The following is a 23,158-nucleotide window of genomic DNA, read 5'->3' as shown; positions in this document are numbered from 1 at the left end:
TTTGATAAATAGTGTAAAAATTGAGACAATAATAAACTGTGTAAAAATGAGGTTTATTATTGTCTTTTTTATGATATAATAAAAGATGTAACAGAACGATACAACTATAACAGAGAGGTAGAGTTATGAACATAGCAGCCTATTGCCGAGTCTCCACCGACAAAGCTGATCAGCTCAACAGTCTGGAAGCCCAAAAGGAATTCTTTTCAGAATATACCAAGCGCACAGGGGACACTTTAGTAAGATTATATGCAGATGAGGGCATTTCTGGAACTAAAATTAAAAATCGTAAAGAATTTCTTCGCATGATGTCTGATGCAGAGCATGGATTGTTTGATATGGTCGTTGTAAAAGACATCTCTCGTTTTGCCAGAAACACGGTGGATCTTTTACAGAATGTCCGTAAGCTGAAATCATTGGGAATTGAAACACAGTTCTTAACAGCCAATATGACTAGCATGGGAAATAGCGAGTTTGTTCTTACCATCTTTGGGGCTCTGGCACAGGAAGAAAGCGCGAATACTTCCAAACGTGTAAAGTTTGGTAAGAAGATGAATGCAGAAAAAGGACGAGTTCCGAATATTGTATATGGATATGACAAAACAATCGGAGATTATTTTAATCTTGCAATTAATAAAGAAGAATCTAAAGTTGTACAGCAGATTTACAAGTGGTACACAGAAGAAGGCTACGGTGCTGCCAAGATTGCAAATATGTTAAATGAAAAAGGATATAAGACAAAACGAAATTGCAAATGGAGTCAGAATGCAACGTGCCGTATTTTAACAAATGAAATATATACTGGAAAAATTATTAATGGCAAGCAAGAAGTCAGTGATTTCTTGACAGGTCAGAGAAGAGACAAGGACGAGACAGAATGGATGGTTGTGGAACGACCGGAACTTCGAATCATAGAAGATGAGACATTTGAAAAAGCACAAGAGATTTTAAGAGGCAGACATGATGCATTTAATCTTAGCCATGAACGACAAAGCAATAAGCATCTATTTTCTACATTGATCAAGTGTAAAGAATGTGGCTGGTCCTTCCGGAGAACAGTTCGTACTTATAAGAATACGTATGTGCGCTGGGTATGTTCTGGACGAAACGGTCGGGGAGCAGATAGCTGCCCAAATAAAACGGTTGTGGACGAGGAAGAACTTATTGAAGTTTTGCAGGAATATTTTACAAATGTATTGAAACAAAAGAAAAAAGTGATTGCTCATGTGGTAAATGAATTTCAGCGTGTATATAAAGCCAAAGACGAAAATGTAGAGTACGAAAAAGAATTAAATGCAGAACTTGCTAAATTACAAAAGACAAGACAAAAATATATGGATATGTACACGGATGATCTAATCTCCCGTGAAGAGTTGAATGAGAAGATTGGCGGTTCTCGTCAGGAGATGGAGCGGATAGAAAATGAACTTAAGATGGTATCTTATCATTTAACCAAGGGAGAACAGTTAGAGAACATTTTAAATAATACATTTAAGGAGATTGAGGACATCACAGATGTACACCAGATGACCAATCAGCAGTTAAAACGATTGATTCAGAAGATAGAAGTAGATAAGGAGGGAAATGTAGATATTTATTTACGCTTGCTTGGTGATCTTGGGTTAGATGAGTCTGTATTAATTGAAGAAAATGAAACCGCTCTAAATTGTGACGACCAAACATAAAGACTGCACCGACCGCTTGGAGCAGATCAACCCGACCCTGGCGCAGAGCGTCCGCAAAGTTCTTGACGTGAACAAACAGGAACGCCACATCCGCGGCGGACTTGCCACCCGGGAGAAATATCTTCACCAGCATCGGCACGCAGGATAAAGAGAGTAACAGAACAAAAAGCTCTTATGATTTCGGACATCAACGAGTCGATTTCATGGGATAAAAGATAACAACAGAACAAAAAACTCCGCACAGATATTCTGGAGAAGCATCATATATAGACGATTCATTCGAATATCCTTGCGGAGTTTTTATACAACTAATTATTTCTAAGAATTATGATGTCTCGAATTGTAAAAACACAGCCTTCATAATCACAAGAACAACATCACCAGTTTAAAGATCCAGTTGGCGGCGACCCCGGCGCAGAGTCCACCGATCGTGTGGCTTAAAATTGCCTTTCCGGTCAGCTTGTTCACTTTAAGTGAAGACATCATAGCCACATGTGTGCTGAGGTATCCGCTCCAGCACATGCACATTGCAGTGAATACGGCTACGTCATTGGCGAGGACGGTTCCGGCTTCTGCCATGTGCGGTACTAGTCCGATTGCGGCACCGGCAGCACCGAGTGCCGTGATCGGAACGGAGATTCCGGATGCATCTGTGAATCCAAAAAGCGGTGATAAGATGAATTCAAGCTTCTTTCCAAGCCATGGAAGGAAAGCGATTCCTTCATAAGCGGCACCGGTGTAAGTTCCGTCTGCAGATGCGCCGTTGGTTAGCATCATGACCAGTGTACAGATGGTGATAACGCCCGGGATGATGGCAAGGCCGACATCCACACCGTTTTTACCACCCTCAAGAAGTGCCTCGATGGCACGTCCGCCGATGCCTCCGTCACGGATCTCGCGGGTATTCATGATGGCATCCATGTCTTCATGTTCTTCGAACTGTACGCAGTATTCTTCGGTTCCATATTCTTTCTTGGTGAAATGAAGCATGATGCGAACACTGATGATACTGCCGATTATAGCGGAAAAGTTACCGACCAGTACAGCAGTTCCAGCGTGTCCACCTTTTAACTTCAGACCGATCATGAATGTACTTACAATCAGTCCCATTCCGAAAGATGTTCCAAGGTTCGTTAAAGCCGGAAGCTGGAATTTCTTGAAATATTTACGGAAATTCTTATCTTCAGCAAGTCCCAGGATTGCCGGATTGTCGGACAGATAAGTAGTGATTACACCGAGTGCTGCGGCACCCGGCAGATTATAAAGTGGCTTCATCAGCGGTGACAGTAATTTATTCACCATCGAAATGACACCGAATTCTGAGAACAGTCCTGAAATGGCTCCGGCAAGAACCGCGATTGCCATAATATAGAAGACTGTCTCAAGAAGCAGCTGGTAGCCGGTGTTCATCAATGTGTTCAGCATATTGACACCGCCCATTTTCATACCCATACCACCGAAAATTCCTAAAAAGATTGCCAGAAAGACGAATCCTTCAAGACTGATGGATTTTTTTGTTCTTTTGTTTCCCATAAAAAACCTCCAATATTTTATACACGTATTTTATCCAAGTTTCCCAGCTTATATAAAACGCATAGTAATAAGATACTATATAATTAAATGGAAGTCAATCATTGTTTACAAATTGTGCATATAAGATAAAATGATAGTGTATAATAAAAATAAATTATGCATAATTATTGTGAATTGAAAAAATTTTATTGAAATGCTAATATAAAAATGGATATATTAATAAAAGAGATAAATAAATCGGATGTATGAAATGTTGTTAAAAATTACAAAAAGTTAAAATTAAGGAAGAGAATGAAGGAGGACAGCAGACTGTGGCAACAGTTGGAGGAAACAGACAGGAAAAGAGAAAAAGGATTATGTCGTATTTCATCAATGCGACAATTGAATTAATGGAAAAAGAAGGAATTGAGAATCTGACGATTAGGAAGGTTGCAGAACAGGCAAAATACAACAGTGCAACGCTGTATCATTATTTCTCTAATCTGGATGAACTGGAATTATTTGCAAGTGTAAAATGTTTGGATGAATATATGCAGGAAACGTTGATACACAAGGCCGAGGGAAAGGATTTTCAGGAGTGGTATCTGGGACAGTGGCGCTGCTTTTGTAGACATTCGTTCCAGAGACCGAGAATCTATAACTTCTTATTCTTCAGTCCGGAAGGGACACAGAACCTGAATGAGGTTTTCCGGAGATATTATGAGATTTATCCAAATGAAAAGGAAGAAAAGACAGAAGATTACGAAGGATTTTTGAAAGAAGGAGATTTCTTCAAACGCAACGAAGATCTGCTAAGAGATGTGATCAGAGAAAGAAATTATGAGATATCTGAGCAGGAGATCAAAGAACTGAATGAAATGAGTGTGCTGATCTATCGGGGAATGCTTGCAATCATGCGAAGTGACAGGGACAAGCCGACGGTAGACGAGGCGGTGGATAAGACAGTCAGATATCTGGCGAAGACACTGGATGCGTATCATCTGGGATAGAGTAAGATATAATCTGGAAGGAGGTATTTCACGTGAGAATAATTGTCATAGAAGATAATGAGTTATATAAGAACGAACTGTTACAATGTCTGGAACAGGAAGAGTCGGATATAGAGATCGTGGGGAGTGCGTCCAACGGGGCAGAAGGTCTTGCGCTGACCGAAAAACTGATACGGGATAATCTCACACCGGATGTGATATTTACGGATGTCCGGATGCCGGAGATGGATGGATTCGAGATGATCGAGGCATTGCAGAGAAGAGGGATATCCTGCAAAATTGTGGTTACAAGTTCCTGCCCGGAATTCCTTTATGCGAAACGTGCGATGGAGCTTGGTGCTGTAGATTTTCTGGTCAAACCGTTGAAAGTCTACGAAGTGCGTAATGTACTGGGAAGGCTGAGAAGAGAGCTGGAAAGCGAGAAAAAGTGGAAACACATTCTGAATCTGGAATACATTTTCCTGAATGCGATGGCCGGGAAGATCAAAGATGATCAGCAGATAGGAGACCTTATAAAGGAAGGATACGGGATTGCACCGGAGGAACGGATTGGTGTTCTTGGTATCGGCATGAGTTCTAATTATGAGAAATATAAAGAACAAGTGCTGCAGATGCTGAAAGAATTGGAAATCTTCAATCAGCAACAGGATTTCTGTGCCTATACCATCGAGATGTACGGACGTCAGAGTTTTGTGGTCCTTTTTTATCATATGGGAAATGAACATGAGACCTATCAGTATCTGGAACAGACGATTGTTCCGATGATCTGCAATACGGTGCGCGGAAGGGTGGTCTGTACATGGGCGGTCAGCAACGGATTCGGCAATATGTACGAAGCGGTCAGAGAACTAGATCATGCGGCAGAATGGAATCTGATATTGAAAAAGGGAACATTGATCTGTAAAGAAAAAATACAGAAAATTGCATTATATCCATATAAATATCCGGTGAACCTTGAAAAAGAAGCCAAGGAAGCATTACTGAATAAAGATGCGAAACGATTGAAAAAAATATTTTCCAGATACTGGGATTATTGCAGGGAACTTCCGTGTACCCCGCAGGAGGCCAAGGAGGGCTGTATCCGTATTGCACTGGTTCTGATCCAGATGGCAGCGGAAACCGGGGCGGTACAGGCACAGAGAAAAGGACAGACATTTCTTCAGCGGATTTCCAGGGCAAATGGATGGACAGATGTGGAAGAAAAAGTGGATACTTTTTTTGAATATCTGACGAGCAAAGACGAAGCGGGAAACGATATGAGTCTTCTGGTTCAAAAGGCACTGGAGAATATCCGAGAATATTATGATCAGGGTATTACATTGGAAGAGATTGCAGAAAAGCTACATGTGACGGAAGAATATCTGAGCACTCAGTTTCGAAAAGAGACGGGACGGACATTTACAGAGACGATCCGTGGGTACCGGATTGAACGTATAAAAGAACTTCTGACGGCAACGAACTGGAAGCTGACTAAAATTGCGGAACTGGCAGGTTATACCGATCCGAAATACATGAGCCGCGTGTTCAAGGAAGAGACTGGAATGTTGCCACTTGAATACCGGAAAAAGAACTGTTAGATAGTGAAAAACATTAAAAAAATGCATTTTCAGTCAAAAAAAGTCATCCTTTTTTAAATATTTCCCCCTTGTGGAAATGCATGAGAGTGTTAATATGGTTCCGATAAGAAAAAGGAGGGACCAATAATGAGTACGAAAAATGTTATTTTTTCGAATCCGGGTGATGTGATAGATTTTGTAAAGATCGTAGAAAAATATCCTTTTGATATGGATATGAAACGGGGTAGATATATTGTAGATGCAAAGTCCCTGTTAGGTCTTATGAATCTTGGATTTGACCAGAAGATCGAGCTGAAAGTATATGATGAAGAATGCGATGATCTCTGGAAAGAGCTGGATAAATTCGTAGCTGCGTAGGGTTGCAGTTATGTTGAAAAGGACGGACAATAAAGCGTCTGCAGTCTGACAAAAAAGATACCGTGGGAATTTTTAGTGAAAATTTTAGTAAAAATTTCTGCGGGGATGGGATATTGTGTGAGAAGAATCCTCAGCGTATAATAAGAGTATACGTTGGGGAACTTTTTTGTATACCAAAGTATGCAAGAAAAGCCGCCAGTGGCAGGATTTCTGTATTGTTATGCATTCGGAAGAAGCTGTCGGTGGCAGGTACTGTAGATATATAAATATTACGGGAGAGGAAAATGGGAAATGGGAAAAAGCAAAAAAGAAAAACGACAGGCATATTTCTTTGATAATAAAGCACTGTTGGCATTGATCCTGCCGTTAGTGGTCGAGCAGCTTCTGGCGGTACTGGTTGGAATGGCGGATTCCATCATGATCGCAAGCGTCGGCGAGGCGGCGGTGTCGGGAGTATCGTTGGTAGATCAGATTATGGTGCTGTTGATCAATGCATTTTCAGCACTGGCTACGGGAGGAGCAGTCGTTGCGGGGCAGTTCCTGGGACAGGACAGACGGGAAGAAGCCTGTAAGTCGGCAACGCAGATGGTATGGTTTATCACGATCTGTGCAATCGGCATTACAGTGCTTGTATATCTGGGAAAATCCTTTATTTTACATACAGTATTTGGAAAAATCGACCAGGATGTGATGCATCATGCAGACATTTACCTGCTGATCGTGGCGGCATCGATTCCATTCATGGCACTGTATAACGGAGGAGCGGCGATCTTCCGTACAATGGGCAATTCGAAGGTAACAATGCAAATATCGATCATCATGAACGTTATTAATATAGGAGGAAATGCGATCCTGATCTATGGTTTTCACCGTGGAACGAAAGGAGTTGCGATTCCGACACTGGTGTCAAGGATGACGGCGGCGATTATTATAATTGCGCTATTGTGTGATGAGAAACGGACACTTCACATAGAACGGACCTGGCGTTACCGAATTAACTGGGAAATGGTTAAGAAGATTCTAAGTATCGGTGTGCCGAATGGCCTGGAGAACAGTATGTTCCAGCTTGGAAAGATTATCGTGCTCAGCCTGGTATCGACATTCGGAACCTATGCGATTGCGGCAAATGCGGTGTCAAATGCAATCGCATTGTTCCAGATCCTTCCGGGAATGGCAATTACGCTGGCAATCACACCGGTTATTTCCAGATGTGTGGGTGCGGGTGATTATGAACAGGCGAAGTATTATAATAAGAAATTAATGCTCATTACTTATGTCAGTATGACTGCGATGGTATTATTTATATTCTCCTTACTGCCATTTATATTAAATGCATATAACCTGTCCGATCTTACAGCAAAGACGACGGCGGATATCATACATTTCCACGGAATCGGTGCGATATTTATCTGGCCGGTTGCGTTCAGCCTGCCTGCGACGTTCCGTGCAGCGGGTGATGCGAAGGCATGTATGTACATTTCGAGCATATCCATGTGGATCTTCCGAATCGGATTCAGTTACGTGCTTGGAAAATATATGGGAATGGGTGTATTCGGTATCTGGGTTGCGATGGTGATCGACTGGGTATTCCGGGCAATGTGTTTCGTGATCCGGTATTTCAAAGGAAGTTGGAAGAAAAATGCGATTGTATAGGATAGAAAACGTTTGTCAGCAGATAGTTGCTAGTTATGATAGAAAAAGTCTGGTTTATCGGAGAAAAGATAGAAGTCCCTTGTAAAAACGGGACTTCTATTTTATAATAAAGGTTAGCCATATAGAAAACAAATAGGAGGAAGTTCTTGTGAAAAAAGAATTAGTAATTGTCATTGACTTTGGTGGACAGTACAATCAGCTGGTAGCAAGACGTGTCAGAGAATGCAATGTATATTGCGAGATCTACTCATATAAGACAGATATTGAGAAGATCAAAGCTATGAATCCTAAGGGAATCATCCTGACAGGCGGACCAAACAGCTGTTATGAAGCAGATTCCCCGACATATAAAAAAGAATTGTTCGAACTTGGTATCCCGGTTCTTGGATTATGTTACGGTGCACAGCTTATGATGCATGTACTTGGAGGAAAGGTAGAATCCGCTCCGGTACGTGAGTATGGTAAGACAGAGGTGCTGGTAGATAAGAAAGATTCCAAGATTTTCGAAGGTGTATCTGAGAAGACCATCTGCTGGATGAGCCATTTTGACTATATCTCACAGGTTGCACCTGGATTCGAGATCACAGCACACACAGCAGACTGCCCGGTCGCAGCAGCTGAGAATACAGAAGCTGGATTATATGCGATCCAGTATCATCCGGAAGTACTTCACACAGCAGAAGGAACTAAGATGTTATCGAACTTCGTATTAGGTGTCTGCGGATGTGCAGGCGACTGGAAGATGGATGCATTCGTAGAGAATACAATCCGGGAGATCCGCGAAAAAGTCGGCGACGGAAGAGTACTTCTTGCACTGTCAGGCGGAGTAGATTCTTCAGTGGCAGCAGGATTGTTATCCAGAGCTATCGGAAAGCAGTTGACATGTGTATTTGTCGATCATGGTCTTCTCCGTAAAGACGAAGGTGATGAAGTAGAAGGTGTATTCGGACCAAATGGACAGTTCGACCTGAACTTTATCCGTGTAAATGCGCAGCAGAGATATTACGATAAATTAGCCGGAGTAACAGAACCAGAAGCAAAACGTAAGATCATCGGTGAAGAATTCATCCGTATCTTCGAAGAAGAAGCCAAGAAGATCGGTGCTGTAGACTTCCTCGCACAGGGAACCATTTATCCGGACGTTGTAGAAAGCGGACTCGGTGGAGAATCCGGAGTGATTAAATCTCACCACAATGTAGGTGGACTTCCGGAGCATGTAGATTTTAAAGATATCATTGAGCCTCTTCGTGATCTGTTCAAAGACGAAGTACGTAAGGCAGGATTGGAGCTTGGAATTCCGGAGAGACTGGTATTCCGTCAGCCATTCCCTGGACCTGGACTTGGAATCCGTATCATCGGTGAAGTCACAGAAGAAAAAGTTAAGATCGTTCAGGATGCAGATGCTATCTATAGAGAAGAGATTGCTAACGCGGGTCTTGATAAGAACATCAACCAGTACTTCGCAGCACTGACAAATATGAGAAGTGTCGGCGTTATGGGTGATGAGAGAACATACGATTATGCTGTTGCTTTAAGAGCAGTAACAACTGTAGATTTCATGACAGCTGAGGCTGCTGAAATTCCTTATGATGTACTGAATAAGGTGATGAGCAGGATTATTAATGAGGTTAAGGGAGTTAACAGAGTATTCTATGATCTGACTAGTAAACCGCCTGGAACGATTGAGTTTGAATAGTTGACGCTGGGCTACAAAGCCCGTAACCACGGGGCTTTGCGGCTTTGGGTGTTTGAAATTGCATTATCATTGCATTTTTATATTTCTTTGTGATACATTGCAGTATGCTGATTACTGGTATAATTAGCAATACTTTGAGAAGCTGACTGGTAGCTGAGAACCCCGGTCAGCTTCTTTGCAATCTCAATATTGGTGTTTGGATACAGATGACCATAAGTTCCTAGTGTCGTCTGTATTTTTTCATGTCCAAGACGCTCTTTAATCAGCAGTGGATTTTCGCCCATGCTGATAAGCAGGGAAGCATGCGAATGTCTCAGGGCATGAATTTTGATTCTGTGGACACCAGCTAAATTTGCCAATTTCTCTAATGCTCTTGGAAGCGTTGTTTTGCTGGTGGGTGTACTGTTATAACTCAGTACGAATCCACAATTTGGTAAAACCTTTGCCTGGACCGCCTTCCATTCTTGTAATTCCTTGATGGTATCAGCATCAATATAAATGGTACGGTTGCTTGCCTGCGTCTTAGGTTCAACGAATTTGTAGTCATTCATTGTTTTATAGTACAGTGTTTTACTAATAATCAGCATACCTGTTTCAAAATCAATATCATCCCACTGTAAGGCGGCAGCCTCTCCAATACGCATTCCAGTCATAAATAAAAGCCAGAACGAGATGAAGAGATAGTGCTCGTAGTAGTCACCTTTGTACAGCAGGGATATTACCTTCTGAAACTCCTCCAAAGTCCAGAAGTCGATCTTTACTTTTTTAGATTTGATATTGCCGATCATGCGGGCAGGATTCTTCTTTGCAAGTCCGAGGATAATCGCCCGGTCAAAAGCTAAACATAACATTCCCTGAACAATGCGTACATAGTTTGGACTGAATTGTTTTGCCAACTTGAGCTGCCAGGTCTGTACATTTATCGCTTCTATTTCGGACACTTTCTTCTTGTAGAAATAGGCAAAGTGTTTTTGAATGGTCGAGTAACGATTCTTGTAGGTACTTTCTTTCACCTGAGTTTTGTACCACGGAAGATAGATTTCTTCAATAAACTTTTTGAAGGTAATGTCTTCCTTCTTATCAGCTAATTCTTCCGTTGATGCAAGAATCAATTTGGAATACTCGGCACGGGCTTCTTTTTTTGTTGAGAATCCGCTGCGGTATTTTTGAATCTGTTTTCCGGTTACAGGATGATATCCGAGGTTGGCTCGAAAATAATAAGTGCCGTTTTCTGCTTTTTTAATTGGATCTTTTGCCATGATTTCACTCCTTACTAAAATGCAAAAAGCACGATCATTCTTGCTTATCGGGCAAAGTAATCCCTAATAATTCTTCAACGGCTTCTTTTGGAACCCTGTCTAATTTTCTGGATTGATAATAGGTATGCCCCTTTTCTACCATAAGTTCCTTTGCTTTTTTGATAATATCAGCAGCAAAGGAAGGACCGTAGCCTAATTCAATCAAATCCCTTTTTGTTACAGTTATCATGAATCTCCTTTCCACAGACAGGGAATCAACTTGATACCTGTCTATTATTATATCAAATTTTGAGTAAAAGTTCTCTAATAAAAGCGCTATAAGCTAAAATCCCAAAAGTCTATGTTATTCTTTCAGAAGCCAGTTCCTATGCCCGTTCCGGCCACGTAAAACGGTGTTACTTTGTAACTATTAAGCTGCAGGCGTGCGAAGATGCAAACTATCTGCAGTCACCTATATCAATCTCCCGAAAGATTTCTTTTGTTTTCAAGGTACGGCGAATGGATATATTACCCATTCAATTAAGGAATAGGGGGCTTTTCTTTAAGATTGAAAAATTTTAAGAAAAAATGATAAAAATAAAAGCTGCCTTGATTTGGCAGCCACGGAAATCTATTTGCGTTTTAGAGCCAGACGATTCAGCATGGAAATGAGCGCAAGCATATCCTCGTCATCGAGTTGTTTCATCAGATCAGTTGCTTTGTCAATCAGAGGAAGATTGTGCAGCTCTGAATCGAAGAACTGTTGAGGAGTGACTTCCAGATAGTCACAGATATCCAGAAAGCTCTGCATGGTAGGCAGAGAACGTCCGGAAGTGAGGGACTGGATGTAGCTTTTATTTTTGCCAAGATCCAGACTCATCTGATATTCAGATACATTTTTCTTTAAACGCAGTTCGCTGATGCGTTCTCCAATAAAGTTTTTATCCATACATTTACACCTCTCTTCCACATTTTAAACTATTTACTTACAGCAAATTACGGAATAAAATAGAGATATATTTGAAATATAGTGATTATTCCGTAATATAACCGTAATTTACTAAAATGATACAAAAAAAGAAATTATGGATGATAGAAAATGGATTTTGGGGTATGATGATAGCAAAGGAAGTGGATGTCTGTGCGGATTATAGGAAATGAGCAGGAAATTGAATGGGCGAAGGAAGCACTGCGGAATCAATGTAACGATTGTCCCTACTTGGACTGCTGTAATGAAAAGGCGAAAGAGGAGTCAAAGCAGTGTGGAACGGTTCGGTTTGGCTGCCGGGAGTATCTGAAAGAGAAGATTGAATTCGTAGTAGAAAAATAGATGTAGTATTTTGAACAAATATAAACACCATATATAGTATAAGCCTGAATTGACATGAGGAATATCTTGTGCTAGTATACTGATATAGTTTATTTTATGCACACCCTTTTTGGGGAGTTTCGGGATTCATAAGAATCTCCAAACTTACAGGAAACAGCAGGAGCTGATTCCTGGCATAAGTAGTTTATGTTTGTAGTGAGTGTCACGGTATGCCTTTTTTGGCTGCGTGGCACTTTTGTTTTTTCAGGAAGAAACCAGACTTTTAAGAATGAACAGAGAAAAGACTCTCTTTTCATTCTTTTTTTGTGCTTACATTTAGGTTTCGGCATAGTTGCATGCCACAACCAGCTTCGGCTGTTGATGGATAAATATTATTTTAAGAAAGGTGGAATAAGAACATGAATGAAGCAAGAGTGTATGCAGATGGATTTGAGAGATCCTTTGCAGAAGTAAAAGATCTGCTGGAGTTTCTGGCAGAGAGAGGAAGAAATGCCAAATGGATCAGAAAGCCAACGAATACGTTACGGCTGGCACCACTGGAAAAGGAGGCTCAAAATCTGGATGCGGCAGATGCATCCATGGAAGAAATTTTGGAGGATACAGAGAAGAATACGCAGCTTGTACTGAAAATGAGAGGAGAATCCTATCCGGTACGTGACTGTGCCATCCGCACCATTTTAAGCCGCGCAGGTGTCAATGGAGACGGGCTTCGCAAGCTGGATAAGGCAACATATGCGAAGGTAGTCAATTACTGCCTGCGGGTTGCAAAAGGGGATGCCCTGATTAAGATTGCGGACGGAAAGGTTTCCGCAGTACATGGCGGGGATAAACATGATTATTGCATCCTTGATATGAAAGCCATGTTTGAGACAACCTGCGAATATCTGAATCTGAATTTCAAAGGCAGTGTTTACATGGAGGGCTCTGGTATCTATGACCATTCCATTGTATCTGCCATGTGGAAGCTCGGAGGAAGTCAGGAACTTCTGGATACTTACCGAAAAGCACTGGATGCACACGGAATGGATGAGAAGATCCTGTCACCGGCACTTCGTTTTACCACATCTGACGTGGCAGCGAGCGGTGCAAATCTGTATCCGATGCTTTTGACAGACGGACCAAACGGCGTTATCAGTCTGGGAAGTCCAATCAAGCTGGCTCACGATAAAGGGGCAACGATTCTGGACTTCCGGAAAAATCTGGAGCAGGTATGCGCCCGCTATGTGGATGCGATGAAGAATCTTACTCAGCTTATGGACATTGAGATCCGTAATCCGGTGAACTGCCTGAAGCTGCTGATGAAGGAACTTGGCATTAAACAGAAGATCCGGAATGAGGTGGTGGAGCTATTTGTATCCCAGAACGGGGAAGGTGCCTGTACGGCACATGATCTTTATTATGCCATGAATGAAGCCTCCTTTTTTGCAGCCTGTGAAGGAATGTCCGGACAGGGCATCCTGAAGCTGGAGGAGGATATTACGAAGGCGCTTATAAAAGACTGGAAAAAATATGACGTTTATGGAGCAGTCAAATGTTAGGAGGAATTGGAATGAATAACAAAGCAGAGTATACACCGGAAAAGGTTGTGGATATCAGTAACCTGTCAAGAGAAGACTGGTTGGAATACCGCAAAAAAGGAATCGGCGGCAGTGATGTAGCGGCAATCATGGGGATCTCTCCATTTGCCACTATCCGGGATCTGTTTTACAACAAAACAGGTGTGCAGCCGGTCATTCAGGAGGAAGAGGAAAGCAACTGGGTTGCCAAGGAAGTCGGACACCGGCTGGAAGATCTGGTGGCAGAAATCTTTTCCAAAAAGACCGGACTGGAAGTATTTCCGGTACGTGTCATGTTCCGGCATCCATTATATCCGTTCATGCTTGCAGATGTGGATTTTTTTGTTCGTATGCCGGATGGGACATTTGCGATTCTGGAATGTAAAACCTGCAATTATAATGCGAAAGATAAGTGGGCTGATGAGGGTATTCCAGCTCATTATGTGCTGCAGGTAAGGCATTATCTGTCTGTGATGAATATGCAGAAAGCCTTTATCGCATGCCTGTATGGAAATAACGAGAATGAGTTTGTGTATCGCACCATTGAGCGTGATCTGATTGAGGAAGAAGACATCATTGATCAGGAAACGTATTTCTGGCAGGAACATGTATTGAAAAATGTAGTACCGCCGCATAACGGGAATTCCGATCTGGTTCTGGCAAATATCCGTAATTATGGTGGTTTTGCAGACAAATCTATTCCGGAAATTGTGCTTTCCGGTCTGGAATCAAAAAATCTTGAGAAGTATCTTACCCTTTCGGAGGAAAAGTCACAGTTGGAAAAACGGAAAAAGGAAATCGAAGCAGAACAGCGGGCAATCAGTGTTCCTTTTGTGGAACAGCTGGGGCAGGGCTGCAAGGCAGTGCTGGAGGACGGTACGAACCGTTACCGTATTACCTATAATCCGACCAGACGTACTTCGGTTGGGAAAGACCAGATGGAGAAGCTGAAAAACCAGCATCCGGATATCTATGAGGAATATACAAAAACAACGGAGAGCCGTACTTTCCGAATTAAGAAGGAGGCGGCGTAATGAGAAAACCAAATGAACGGATGCGGATAAAAAGCTGGAGGGATATAAACAATGAGGTGCAGATTTAAACATAAGATTTTCCAGAATGAGGAGAATGGGTATACGATTGCCATATTCACCACACAGGATACGTCTGTCCCCCTGTCAGCCAGAGACAAATATCTGGCATCCCGGAATATCATCGGCTTCTCAGCGATTGGATTCGGTCTTCCGCTTACAGACGAGATTGAGCTTGAGATGGAAGGCAGATGGGAGAGCGGAGAGCATGGAACTCAGTATCAGGTGGAAAATTTCATGGAGGTTGTACCACGGACAAAGGAGGGTATCTTAGGATACCTTTCTTCCGGTGCAATCAAAGGTATCGGTCCCAAGATGGCAGATACTATTTTCCGGAAGTTTGGGCTTCAGACACTGGAAATCATGGAAAACAACCCGCAGGAACTCTTGAAGATCCGTGGAATTTCCGAGAAGAAGCTGGCTGCTATTGTGGAGTCCTATGGAAAAAACCAGGTGTTCCGGGAACTGATGACGTTTCTGGCGCCTTTTAAGGTAACACCCAAAAAAGTGAATATGATTCTGAAGAAATTCGGAAATGAATCGGTGGATATTATCCGGCACCGCCCTTACATGCTGAGTGCAGTCAAAGGCTTCGGGTTTCTGACTGTGGATGCGATCGGAAGACAGTGCTGCTGTGCACTCAATGATCCCATGCGGATATCCGGGTGCATCGGACATATCATGAATCAGGCAATGAAAGAAGGACATCTGTTTAAGCAGCGTCAGGAGGTTATCAGGGAAGCACTGGAAATGCTGAACCGGGATCTGCAGGTCATGGCAGTATCGGAGCAGGATGTCAGTCAGGTGCTTTACCGGCTGGTGCTGCAAAAAAGCATTGTTGTGGAGGAAGAACGGATCTATTCTATCCGGCAGTATGAAGAAGAAACACAGACCGCTTCCATGATAGCCAGACGGCTTTTGGAGAAGCCGGTTTTGCTGTCCATTGAACCGGAGCTGGAAAAGGCACAGAAGACACTGGGGATCACGCTGTCAGAAACACAGAAACAGGCAGTGCGGATGGTGTTTGCACATCCCATCAGTATTATTACCGGAGGTCCCGGAACCGGAAAGACAACGGTTCTCAAGGTGATTCTCTATATCCATCAGGCGTTATGCAGGTCAGAGGTACAGCTTATGGCTCCGACCGGACGTGCGGCAAGACGTATGGTGGAGAGTACCGGCTGTGAAAATGCATCCACGATGCATCTGGCCCTGGGGCTTTTGGGAGATGATACGGATTTTGAACCGGATTTTGAGTACCTGTCTGCCGGATTTCTAAATGTAGATGAGGTGTCCATGGTGGACATGCATCTTGCCTATGAATTTTTCCGGCGGGTTAGCAGACATGCCAGAGTCCTTTTAGTCGGGGATAAGAACCAGCTTCCATCCGTAGGAGCCGGGGATGTGTTCCGGCAACTGATTGCCTGCGGGCTGATTCCGGTCACGGTACTGGATCTGGTTTACCGGCAGGGCGCTTTGAGCAGCATACCTTATAATGCAAAACTGATGCAGGAGAATAAGACTAATCTGAGCTTTGGGGAGGATTTTCAGTTCATTGCCTGTAAAGGAGCAGATGAAGCGGCAGAGATTGTCCGGAGGATTTATCTGGACGAGATTGCAAAAAACGGCATGGATCAGGTACAGATCCTGACTCCGTATCGGAAACGCAGCGCTGCCGGAGTGGATGAATTGAACAAATCTCTGGAGGATTTTGTAAATCCGCCAATCGCAGGGAAGAAGGAACTGCATATCGGCAGTCAGGTGTTCCGGGTTGGCGATAAGATTTTACAGAATAAAAATACCGAGATGGCGAGTAACGGCGATCTGGGCAGGATACTGGACTGTATCACGGATGAGGATGGAAATGCCAGGGCAGTGATCGGATTCCCGGATGGGCGGCAGGTGCAATATGAAGCTGACCAGATGGAAATGATCGAACATGCTAACGCAACAACCATCCATAAGGCACAGGGTTCCGAATGTCCGGTTGTCATCATCCCTTGGGTAAAAGCCTTTTATATGATGCTGAAGCGCAATATTCTCTATACCGGAGTGACCAGAGCGAAAAGCAAGGTTTATCTGGTAGGGGAATGGGCTGCAGTCTGTCAGGCAATCCATACGGATGACAGCGGGACAAGGAACACCATTCTGAGTGAGCGGATCGTACAGTATTACGATCAGTATCAGAGTGAACAGAAACCGGAAATGGAGCAGTTAAAACTTGTTGTTTAAAAATATTTTTCAATTTTTGAAATAAGCGGACTATTACTCTTATATAGGGGAACGTCTGCTTTTCTAAATGAAAGGAGCAGAGAATGAAAGAATTATTGTATAAGAAATCAGAGGCAGTTGCCGCTTTGAACCGTGTGGATGGCTTCCATCCGATGGAACTGGCAAGAAAGATTGGAGAAGAAGGGCAGGAGGAGCAGCTTTATCTGGATGTGAAATACCGGAAGCTATGGTTTCGTCTGGTCAATCCGGCAGGAAAGATCATCAGCCGGATTATCACTTTCACAGAGAACATGGCAGTTGTGGAAGCACGTATCTATCTGGATAAATGTGATCAGGAAGACAATTATGTAGCCAATTCCTTTTCGCAGAAATTCCGGAGCGATGACCCGAAGTTTGGAGACAAATTTCTGGAAATGGCAGAAACAGCAGCCGTAGGAAGGGCATTATCGGATGCCGGATATGGTGTGCAGTTTGCGGATGTGGGAGAGGAAAATGATCCTGCACAGGTAGATGCCGGAATTCCATATCAGAATCCACAGATGCCGGATTCAGGTGCCATGGAAAATGCAGCCATGCCGGATTCGGGTGTCATGCCAAATGCCCCTATGCCAACTTATGGAGAGATGCCAGGTCAGCCGGAATATGCAGGCCAGCAGATGATGAATCAGTTCTATCAGCAGGCACAGGCGGCGGGAAGCACCATTTACCATGGCAGTGGACAAATGCCTGGCTACGGTTCCGCTCCGGCTGCCTCTACGCCGCCAAAGACCGGACAGATGCTGCAGGGAGCATTACAGAATCTGGATACGTCCCTTCCGGTAGAAGAACTGATGAAACACATGAACTATGAAATGGCAGTCGGGACTGTGATTCCGGGAAAGGGAAAATACGGCGGAAAGACCATGGGACAGGTGGCAGTTGAAAGCCCGTCAACGATCCAGTGGTTTGCCGAGCAATATTCCGGACCGAACAATCTGGTTCCGGCGGCAGCAAAGGTAATTTTACAAAAAGCAATGCCGATGGCTGGTTAAGGAAGAACCCCGCAGAGAGCTTTTTTCTGCGGGGGAAAGGAGGAAGAGACCGGGATGTATTATGATATGTCTGGGTTTGATTATGGAATACTGGATGTGGTGCAGGTGCTGCATCTCAGAAAGCGGCGGGGAAACTATTATGACTGCCCGTTTTGTGGAGAGACGCATGGAAAACTGAATATCAATGTGGAAAAGAATGTATTCCGGTGCAACCGCTGTGATGCGTCCGGGGGGATGCTGAAGCTTTATGCGGATTTGCACAATGTTACACTCTCCGAAGCAAATCAGCAGATCCGGGAAGCATTAGGAAAAGGAGAATACCGGACGGATTATATCAAAGCAACGCCGGTACAGGAAGAAAAGGCAACGGCAGAGCTTGCACCCATAGAGGAAATCCACCGGACGTATCAGAGAATGCTGTCCATGCTCACGCTTAACAGGAAGCATCAGGAGGATCTGCAAAGACGAGGATTAAAACCGGAACAGATCGAAGCACAGCGTTACCGGAGTGTCCCGCTGTTTGGAATGAAGAAGCTGGTCAAAAGGCTGGCAGAAGAAGGATATATGGTGAAAGGCGTGCCGGGATTCTACCGGGATACAGACGGAAACTGGACGATTAACTTCAAAGCAGAAAACTCAGGAATCCTGATTCCCATAGTTTCTTTGGACGGGTTCATCCAGGGTTTTCAGATCCGGGTAGATCATGTGACTGACACGAAAAAATATATCTGGCTGTCCAGTGTCAATTATGACCAGGGAGTTTCCTCCGGAAGTCCGGTACATGTGATCGGTGATCTTGCCGCAGAACGTGTCTATCTGACCGAAGGAGCCTTAAAAGGGACCATAGCCCATTATCTGTCCGGCGCTACCTTTGTGTGCGTTGCCGGAGTGAACCAGTACCGGAATCTGAAACCGGTGCTGGAGCGGATGAAAGGATATGGGATGAAACAGCTTTTGGAGGCGTATGACATGGATAAGAAGATGAAAGTAGCCTGCAATAAGCATGACAGTAAGTGTGCGGTCTGTTTTGAGCGTTCCCCTGTTATCTGCCAGCATAAGGCGGAGAAACGGAGGATTATCCAGAACGGCTGCAATAAGGTCTATGAAATCTGCCGGGAGCTTTCCCTGCCGATGAACCGGATGGTCTGGGATATGGACGAGAGCGGGGAGTGGAACGGGAAACACAAGGGGATTGATGACTATTTAGCCGCCATCAAACAGAAGGAAGGAACCGGGGCACAGACTTCGGCTCTTCCGAAAGGAGAACAATCATGAGAAAAAAAGGAAATACGGTTCTTGCAGGACTCATTATCTGCCTGTTGCTTGTTTTTCTCGCAGCGGCAGGAAAACTCTTTGGTGCTTATCTGAAGTATCAGAAAGGGGACGTAAGTTACGAGAAACTGCAGGAATATGTTCAGGAACCAGAGGAAGAAGAATCACCGGAGTCTGAGAAAGAAAAGGAGGAACCTAAGAATAGGTATCTAGAAATTGATTTTGCAGGTTTAAAAGCGGTTAATCCGGATGTCATAGCGTGGATTCAGATTCCGGCACTGGATATTAGTTATCCGGTGGTACAGGGGAAAGATAATGCATATTATCTTCATCACCTTTTTTCGGGAGAATCCAATATCAACGGGAGCATCTTTGTGGACTGCCATAATCAGCCGGACTTTACGGATCAGAATACGATCGTGTACGGGCATAATATGAAAAACGGGAGCATGTTCGGAACTCTGGATAAGTACCAAGACAAAGAGCTATTTGAACAACATCCGGAGTTTTATCTCTATTTGCCGGACAAGATCCTCAAGTATCGTATCTTTTCCTGCTATGCGGGAAGAACCGGAAGTGAGGGATATAGGTATCATTTCCCGGAAGCGGAAGATTTTCAGACGTTTCTGGATACGGTGTCTTCTTATAGGGATTATGATACCGGCACCGAGCTGTCGGCAACGGATCGGATAGTTACGCTGTCTACCTGTGTCAATTCCAGACGGAATTATCGCTATCTGGTACATGGAAAATTAAGCAGTGAGATCATCACAGAGGAATAAAAGAATCGTGCTGGTGTGAGAAGAAATTTCTTATGCCAGCTTTTATTATGGGAGGAAATGTAATGGGAACAGCATTGGTTATGGAACATGCAAACGCACTGGCACAGATGATAGTCAGTGAAAAGGACAAGTTATTTGATGAAAGAGTGGAGGCTCTTGTAAAACTTTATAGAAGGGCGGAATTTTATCTGAAGCAGGGATTTCTGGAGAGCATCGTCTGCGAGTTCCATCGGAAGAAAGTGGAAATGATTATGCAGGCGGAAACAAAAGGAGAGATTACGGAAATACTGAAGTTATCAAAACCGCATTTTGACGGGAAAAAATTTGTCTATACCTCTCCGTATGCTGTGGAAGAGGAAGAGCTTCTCCTTTGGTCTCTGACATCACTGCAAGGTCCACTCCGGGATGAAGGGTATCGAAGATATCGGGAATTATTTGAGAAGTGCCTGCCGGAGATGGCAGAAAAGATTCCGGCGTAGAACAATGGCATAACAAAGGAACGAAAAAACTATCTTTTATTTTACTGTAATTTCACTCTTTATTGAATCTGCAATACTTTACAAAGTTTTTTACGGAAAAATGCTTCGGATTAATATACTTAACACCAGTATCTATCAGCTTAAATTTTGAATAACCAAACACCAGTGTTTCATTATTCACAAAAATCGTCATCTATCCAGAAAGCAGGTAAAATATGTTCACAATAATCAGAGTATTTTCTGCATTCAATACATTCTTCATCTAAAGAATCTACGCCGACATAATGAATATGATAATCTACAGTATCGTTTACAAATCTTTCAAGGAAGATGTTCAAAACAAAGGCTACTCTATCATCACAATAAACATAACCAATTAAATTCTTATGAATGATACAGTAAACGAGATAAACACAGCGTGTATCAACGATGCAGTTGAAATTGTATCCAGATTAAAGCCTATTTATACTTTAAAGCATGCACGGAGACAGCAAGAAGACCTATTCCTGTACGGAAGAGGTCTTCCTGTCCTTATACTAAAGTTAATTGGTATGCTGAAGTCCCGCAAAAGCAACATTTAATTTACCTCCAGATTACCGCTTTTAAGAGATAGATAATCGGAACTTCCGCTAAGCAGATAGAAAAAATATTCCCCTTTTTCATCTGGTGAGAAACTATATTTTCCACTCAGTTCATCGAACACTTCTCCTTCATACATTATCCCGTCTTTTACATAACCGATAATCAAATCTTGGGATACTGTAATGTCTGATTTATATTTATCAAACGAAATGACTATATTATCTTTATCAGTTAGTTCCCATCCCTTTCCATTGTCTTGTGTAAGTACACAAAGTGAATTGTTGATTAGAATTATTTCTGGAATGATATACATTTCATCTGATTTATCAGTAGGAATCTCTACTATTGATGATGGTATGAAATTAGGCATCAGACTGCTTTTAACAATTCTGCTTTCAGGAAATTCTGATGAAGATTTGGCTAATTCCTCAATATCAACAACTTTCCCCTTTTCATTGGTATATACACCGTCTTTTAATATGATGTAGCTTCTATCATTGGTTTCTGTCCCGATTAAATGTCGATTGCTGTCATCAATTAAAGCCGATGTTAACAGATGACTGATTGCAGCATATACAGGCATACACAAAAACACTGAAACCACAGTTACAATAATTGCAGTTCTATAAGTGAACTTTAAAGGCTTATGTTTTGAAGCTGTTTTACAAAATACATTTTGACGTATCTTTTGTTTGGAATATTTTTTCAGTATTTTATTGCAATCATGAAAATACACTTCCTCAATAAAAGATTCATCAATTTCACTCATTAACTCATTCAAAGAAAATTTTACAGTCTTCATATCTAAATCCCTTCTTTTCCATTTTTAGTTTTAATTTTTTACGTCCGCGTAACAGTTTGGATTTTACTGTAGATTCTTTTAATCCGGTTTCTTCTGCTATTACAGCGATTGTCTTAGTGTAATAGTAGTACGAGATAAAACATTTTCTTTCGTCAACTGATAGTTCATATATGCTTTCTTTTAAGCATTTGATTACTTCTTCTTTTAACGGCCCGTATTCAATATGTTCGTTCGTTCCAACCTGAAACGCATCTTCGTAATTTTCAAAATGCATCTTAGAGGTTTTTCGTAATGCGTTTTTTGCCATGTTTCTTGCGATTGTTCCTAAATAGGGTTTGAATGTGCTGTAGTTATCTGTATCTAAATCTGCACTGTAATTCCATAGAGCTACAAAAACATTAGACACGACCGCCTCCTTGTCTTCATATGGCAAAGCACTTCCAATAATATTCTCGACTATGTATACAACATATCTGTAGTATTTGTTCATACATATTTTTAAAGCGCGCTCATCTTTATTTTTTAGTTCGAGCATCAGTTGTTTCTCATCTATGTTAAATAACATGCTTCTACCTCATAAATTCAGTGAATACTATAGCAGTGGTTTAATAATGGGAATGTGTATTTTCAAAAAAGGGAACCGAGAAACCAAGTTAAAAAGCTTCAATTAAAATCAGGATAAGTACTCACCAGCACTTGAAATATTTTCCACTATTAAAATGTAATAGAAAATGATTTGATTGTAAAGGCATCAGAGGACAGATTAGTTACCATGCCGTAATAGTAATCTGTTGCCTGTGTCGTAAATCCTGAACGCAAACCACTTGCTGTAATCTCACGCACAAATTCTGATGAAGGTCCAGCTACGTATGCGCGTACTCTTGAACGATGAAAAGCAGAACGGCTCAAAGTGTAATTTATAGTTATGTATCTGCCGCTATTACAATAAAGTCCCATACTGTTATTTGATGGTGTTAATATGGCGACTTCGCCATTTTTCAATGTGATTCCGCGCCAAGTATATCGGGCATATGCATTTGGAATAACACCTTCTTCAACAACTTTCTGCAGGCTTTCGTTAGCAAACACAGTGTACTTCCATTCAATCATATTAGGGTCATCTGTAAGCGGCTCTGCTGCAAAAACATTAACACTTAGCGACAGCATCATAACGAGTGTTAGGATAAAACTGATTATTTTTTTATAAGCCTTCATATATGTACACGACTCCTTTCCAAGGTTCCCTTTGTAATAAGATACACAGTAAATATTG

21 protein-coding genes and 1 pseudogene are annotated in these 23,158 nt (G+C 42.4%); 15 read left to right on the top strand and 7 right to left on the bottom strand.

Features of this window, described 5'->3' with window-relative positions; translation table 11 throughout:
- Nucleotides 1-125 precede the first annotated feature (125 nt).
- Nucleotides 126-1,685, top strand: a complete 1,560-nt coding sequence (locus NCY30_RS12375; protein WP_173784731.1) for a recombinase family protein — start codon at nucleotides 126-128, stop codon at nucleotides 1,683-1,685.
- Nucleotides 1,672-1,833: pseudogene (locus NCY30_RS12370) on the top strand (sporulation transcriptional regulator SpoIIID); the annotation flags it as partial. The gene NCY30_RS12375 and the pseudogene NCY30_RS12370, both read left to right, overlap by 14 nt.
- Before the next feature lie 215 nt (nucleotides 1,834-2,048).
- Here the strand turns inward: NCY30_RS12370 and NCY30_RS12365 are convergent.
- On the bottom strand, nucleotides 2,049-3,218 hold the full coding sequence (locus NCY30_RS12365; protein ID WP_022415451.1) for a CD0519/CD1768 family membrane protein: 1,170 nt from the start codon (nucleotides 3,216-3,218) through the stop codon (nucleotides 2,049-2,051).
- A 311-nt stretch (nucleotides 3,219-3,529) separates the two neighbouring features.
- Here NCY30_RS12365 and NCY30_RS12360 point away from each other — a divergent pair, with 311 nt between their 5' ends.
- The 5 genes from NCY30_RS12360 to guaA all read left to right on the top strand — a co-directional run bounded on the left by NCY30_RS12360 (nucleotide 3,530) and on the right by guaA (nucleotide 9,490).
- A complete protein-coding gene (locus tag NCY30_RS12360) occupies nucleotides 3,530-4,207 on the top strand; it encodes a TetR/AcrR family transcriptional regulator (protein ID WP_022415452.1) in 678 nt (225 codons plus the stop codon).
- Nucleotides 4,208-4,239: 32 nt separating this feature from the next.
- Nucleotides 4,240-5,784: a response regulator transcription factor gene (locus NCY30_RS15235; protein WP_173784730.1), complete on the top strand. Its 1,545-nt coding sequence runs from the start codon at nucleotides 4,240-4,242 to the stop codon at nucleotides 5,782-5,784.
- 126 nt (nucleotides 5,785-5,910) lie between these two features.
- The gene (locus NCY30_RS12350; protein ID WP_006426898.1) at nucleotides 5,911-6,141 is read left to right on the top strand and encodes an HPr family phosphocarrier protein; all 231 of its coding nucleotides are present in this window, start codon (nucleotides 5,911-5,913) and stop codon (nucleotides 6,139-6,141) included.
- Between the two features lie 291 nt (nucleotides 6,142-6,432).
- A complete protein-coding gene (locus tag NCY30_RS12345) occupies nucleotides 6,433-7,794 on the top strand; it encodes an MATE family efflux transporter (RefSeq protein ID WP_250818775.1) in 1,362 nt (453 codons plus the stop codon).
- A 148-nt stretch (nucleotides 7,795-7,942) separates the two neighbouring features.
- Nucleotides 7,943-9,490, top strand: coding sequence for a glutamine-hydrolyzing GMP synthase (guaA, locus tag NCY30_RS12340; protein WP_044919655.1), 1,548 nt, complete (start codon nucleotides 7,943-7,945; stop codon nucleotides 9,488-9,490).
- A gap of 77 nt (nucleotides 9,491-9,567) precedes the next feature.
- On the opposite strand, the gene NCY30_RS12335 is transcribed toward guaA, so the two are convergent.
- The 3 genes from NCY30_RS12335 to NCY30_RS12325 all read right to left on the bottom strand — a co-directional run bounded on the left by NCY30_RS12335 (nucleotide 9,568) and on the right by NCY30_RS12325 (nucleotide 11,677).
- Complete coding sequence (locus tag NCY30_RS12335; protein ID WP_005333347.1) at nucleotides 9,568-10,749, bottom strand: site-specific integrase; 1,182 nt, start codon at nucleotides 10,747-10,749, stop codon at nucleotides 9,568-9,570.
- A 34-nt stretch (nucleotides 10,750-10,783) separates the two neighbouring features.
- Nucleotides 10,784-10,978, bottom strand: a complete 195-nt coding sequence (locus NCY30_RS12330; RefSeq protein WP_005333349.1) for a DUF3173 domain-containing protein — start codon at nucleotides 10,976-10,978, stop codon at nucleotides 10,784-10,786.
- A 381-nt stretch (nucleotides 10,979-11,359) separates the two neighbouring features.
- Nucleotides 11,360-11,677, bottom strand: coding sequence for a helix-turn-helix domain-containing protein (locus NCY30_RS12325; RefSeq protein WP_005333350.1), 318 nt, complete (start codon nucleotides 11,675-11,677; stop codon nucleotides 11,360-11,362).
- Nucleotides 11,678-11,869: 192 nt separating this feature from the next.
- Between NCY30_RS12325 and NCY30_RS12320 the strand changes: the two genes are divergently transcribed.
- The 8 genes from NCY30_RS12320 (at nucleotide 11,870) to NCY30_RS12285 (ending at nucleotide 20,501) form a co-directional block, all read left to right on the top strand.
- Nucleotides 11,870-12,058, top strand: coding sequence for a 2-ketoisovalerate ferredoxin oxidoreductase (locus tag NCY30_RS12320; protein WP_425458801.1), 189 nt, complete (start codon nucleotides 11,870-11,872; stop codon nucleotides 12,056-12,058).
- 398 nt (nucleotides 12,059-12,456) lie between these two features.
- Nucleotides 12,457-13,596, top strand: a complete 1,140-nt coding sequence (locus NCY30_RS12315) for a hypothetical protein (protein ID WP_005333353.1) — start codon at nucleotides 12,457-12,459, stop codon at nucleotides 13,594-13,596.
- Nucleotides 13,590-14,648 carry a YqaJ viral recombinase family nuclease gene (locus NCY30_RS12310; protein ID WP_005333354.1) on the top strand — a complete coding sequence of 353 codons (1,059 nt, stop codon included), beginning with the start codon at nucleotides 13,590-13,592 and terminating at the stop codon, nucleotides 14,646-14,648. The genes NCY30_RS12315 and NCY30_RS12310 overlap by 7 nt, the downstream gene beginning before the upstream one ends.
- A gap of 51 nt (nucleotides 14,649-14,699) precedes the next feature.
- Nucleotides 14,700-16,937, top strand: a complete 2,238-nt coding sequence (recD2, locus tag NCY30_RS12305; protein WP_005333356.1) for an SF1B family DNA helicase RecD2 — start codon at nucleotides 14,700-14,702, stop codon at nucleotides 16,935-16,937.
- A gap of 83 nt (nucleotides 16,938-17,020) precedes the next feature.
- Entirely contained in the window at nucleotides 17,021-17,968 is a 948-nt protein-coding gene (locus tag NCY30_RS12300; protein ID WP_005333375.1) for a hypothetical protein, read from the top strand.
- 54 nt (nucleotides 17,969-18,022) lie between these two features.
- A complete protein-coding gene (locus NCY30_RS12295) occupies nucleotides 18,023-19,243 on the top strand; it encodes a CHC2 zinc finger domain-containing protein (protein WP_005333381.1) in 1,221 nt (406 codons plus the stop codon).
- Nucleotides 19,240-20,022, top strand: a complete 783-nt coding sequence (gene srtB, locus NCY30_RS12290; protein WP_005333383.1) for a class B sortase — start codon at nucleotides 19,240-19,242, stop codon at nucleotides 20,020-20,022. The genes NCY30_RS12295 and srtB overlap by 4 nt, the downstream gene beginning before the upstream one ends.
- A gap of 32 nt (nucleotides 20,023-20,054) precedes the next feature.
- Nucleotides 20,055-20,501: a hypothetical protein gene (locus NCY30_RS12285; RefSeq protein WP_005333384.1), complete on the top strand. Its 447-nt coding sequence runs from the start codon at nucleotides 20,055-20,057 to the stop codon at nucleotides 20,499-20,501.
- Nucleotides 20,502-21,078: 577 nt separating this feature from the next.
- Here NCY30_RS12285 and NCY30_RS12280 read toward each other — a convergent pair.
- From NCY30_RS12280 to NCY30_RS12270, 3 genes are all read right to left on the bottom strand, one after another.
- A complete protein-coding gene (locus tag NCY30_RS12280; protein WP_005333388.1) occupies nucleotides 21,079-21,885 on the bottom strand; it encodes a hypothetical protein in 807 nt (268 codons plus the stop codon).
- Nucleotides 21,857-22,450, bottom strand: a complete 594-nt coding sequence (locus tag NCY30_RS12275; protein WP_005333389.1) for an RNA polymerase sigma factor — start codon at nucleotides 22,448-22,450, stop codon at nucleotides 21,857-21,859. The genes NCY30_RS12280 and NCY30_RS12275 overlap by 29 nt, the downstream gene beginning before the upstream one ends.
- Nucleotides 22,451-22,599: 149 nt before the next feature.
- Entirely contained in the window at nucleotides 22,600-23,100 is a 501-nt protein-coding gene (locus tag NCY30_RS12270; RefSeq protein WP_021650057.1) for a hypothetical protein, read from the bottom strand.
- Nucleotides 23,101-23,158 lie beyond the last annotated feature (58 nt).

The sequence above is a fragment of the Dorea sp. MB18-49 genome (assembly GCF_023669465.1).
In the GTDB taxonomy this organism is placed as follows: domain Bacteria; phylum Bacillota; class Clostridia; order Lachnospirales; family Lachnospiraceae; genus Dorea_A; species Dorea_A longicatena.
This window is presented reverse-complemented; position numbering and strand designations above follow the sequence as displayed.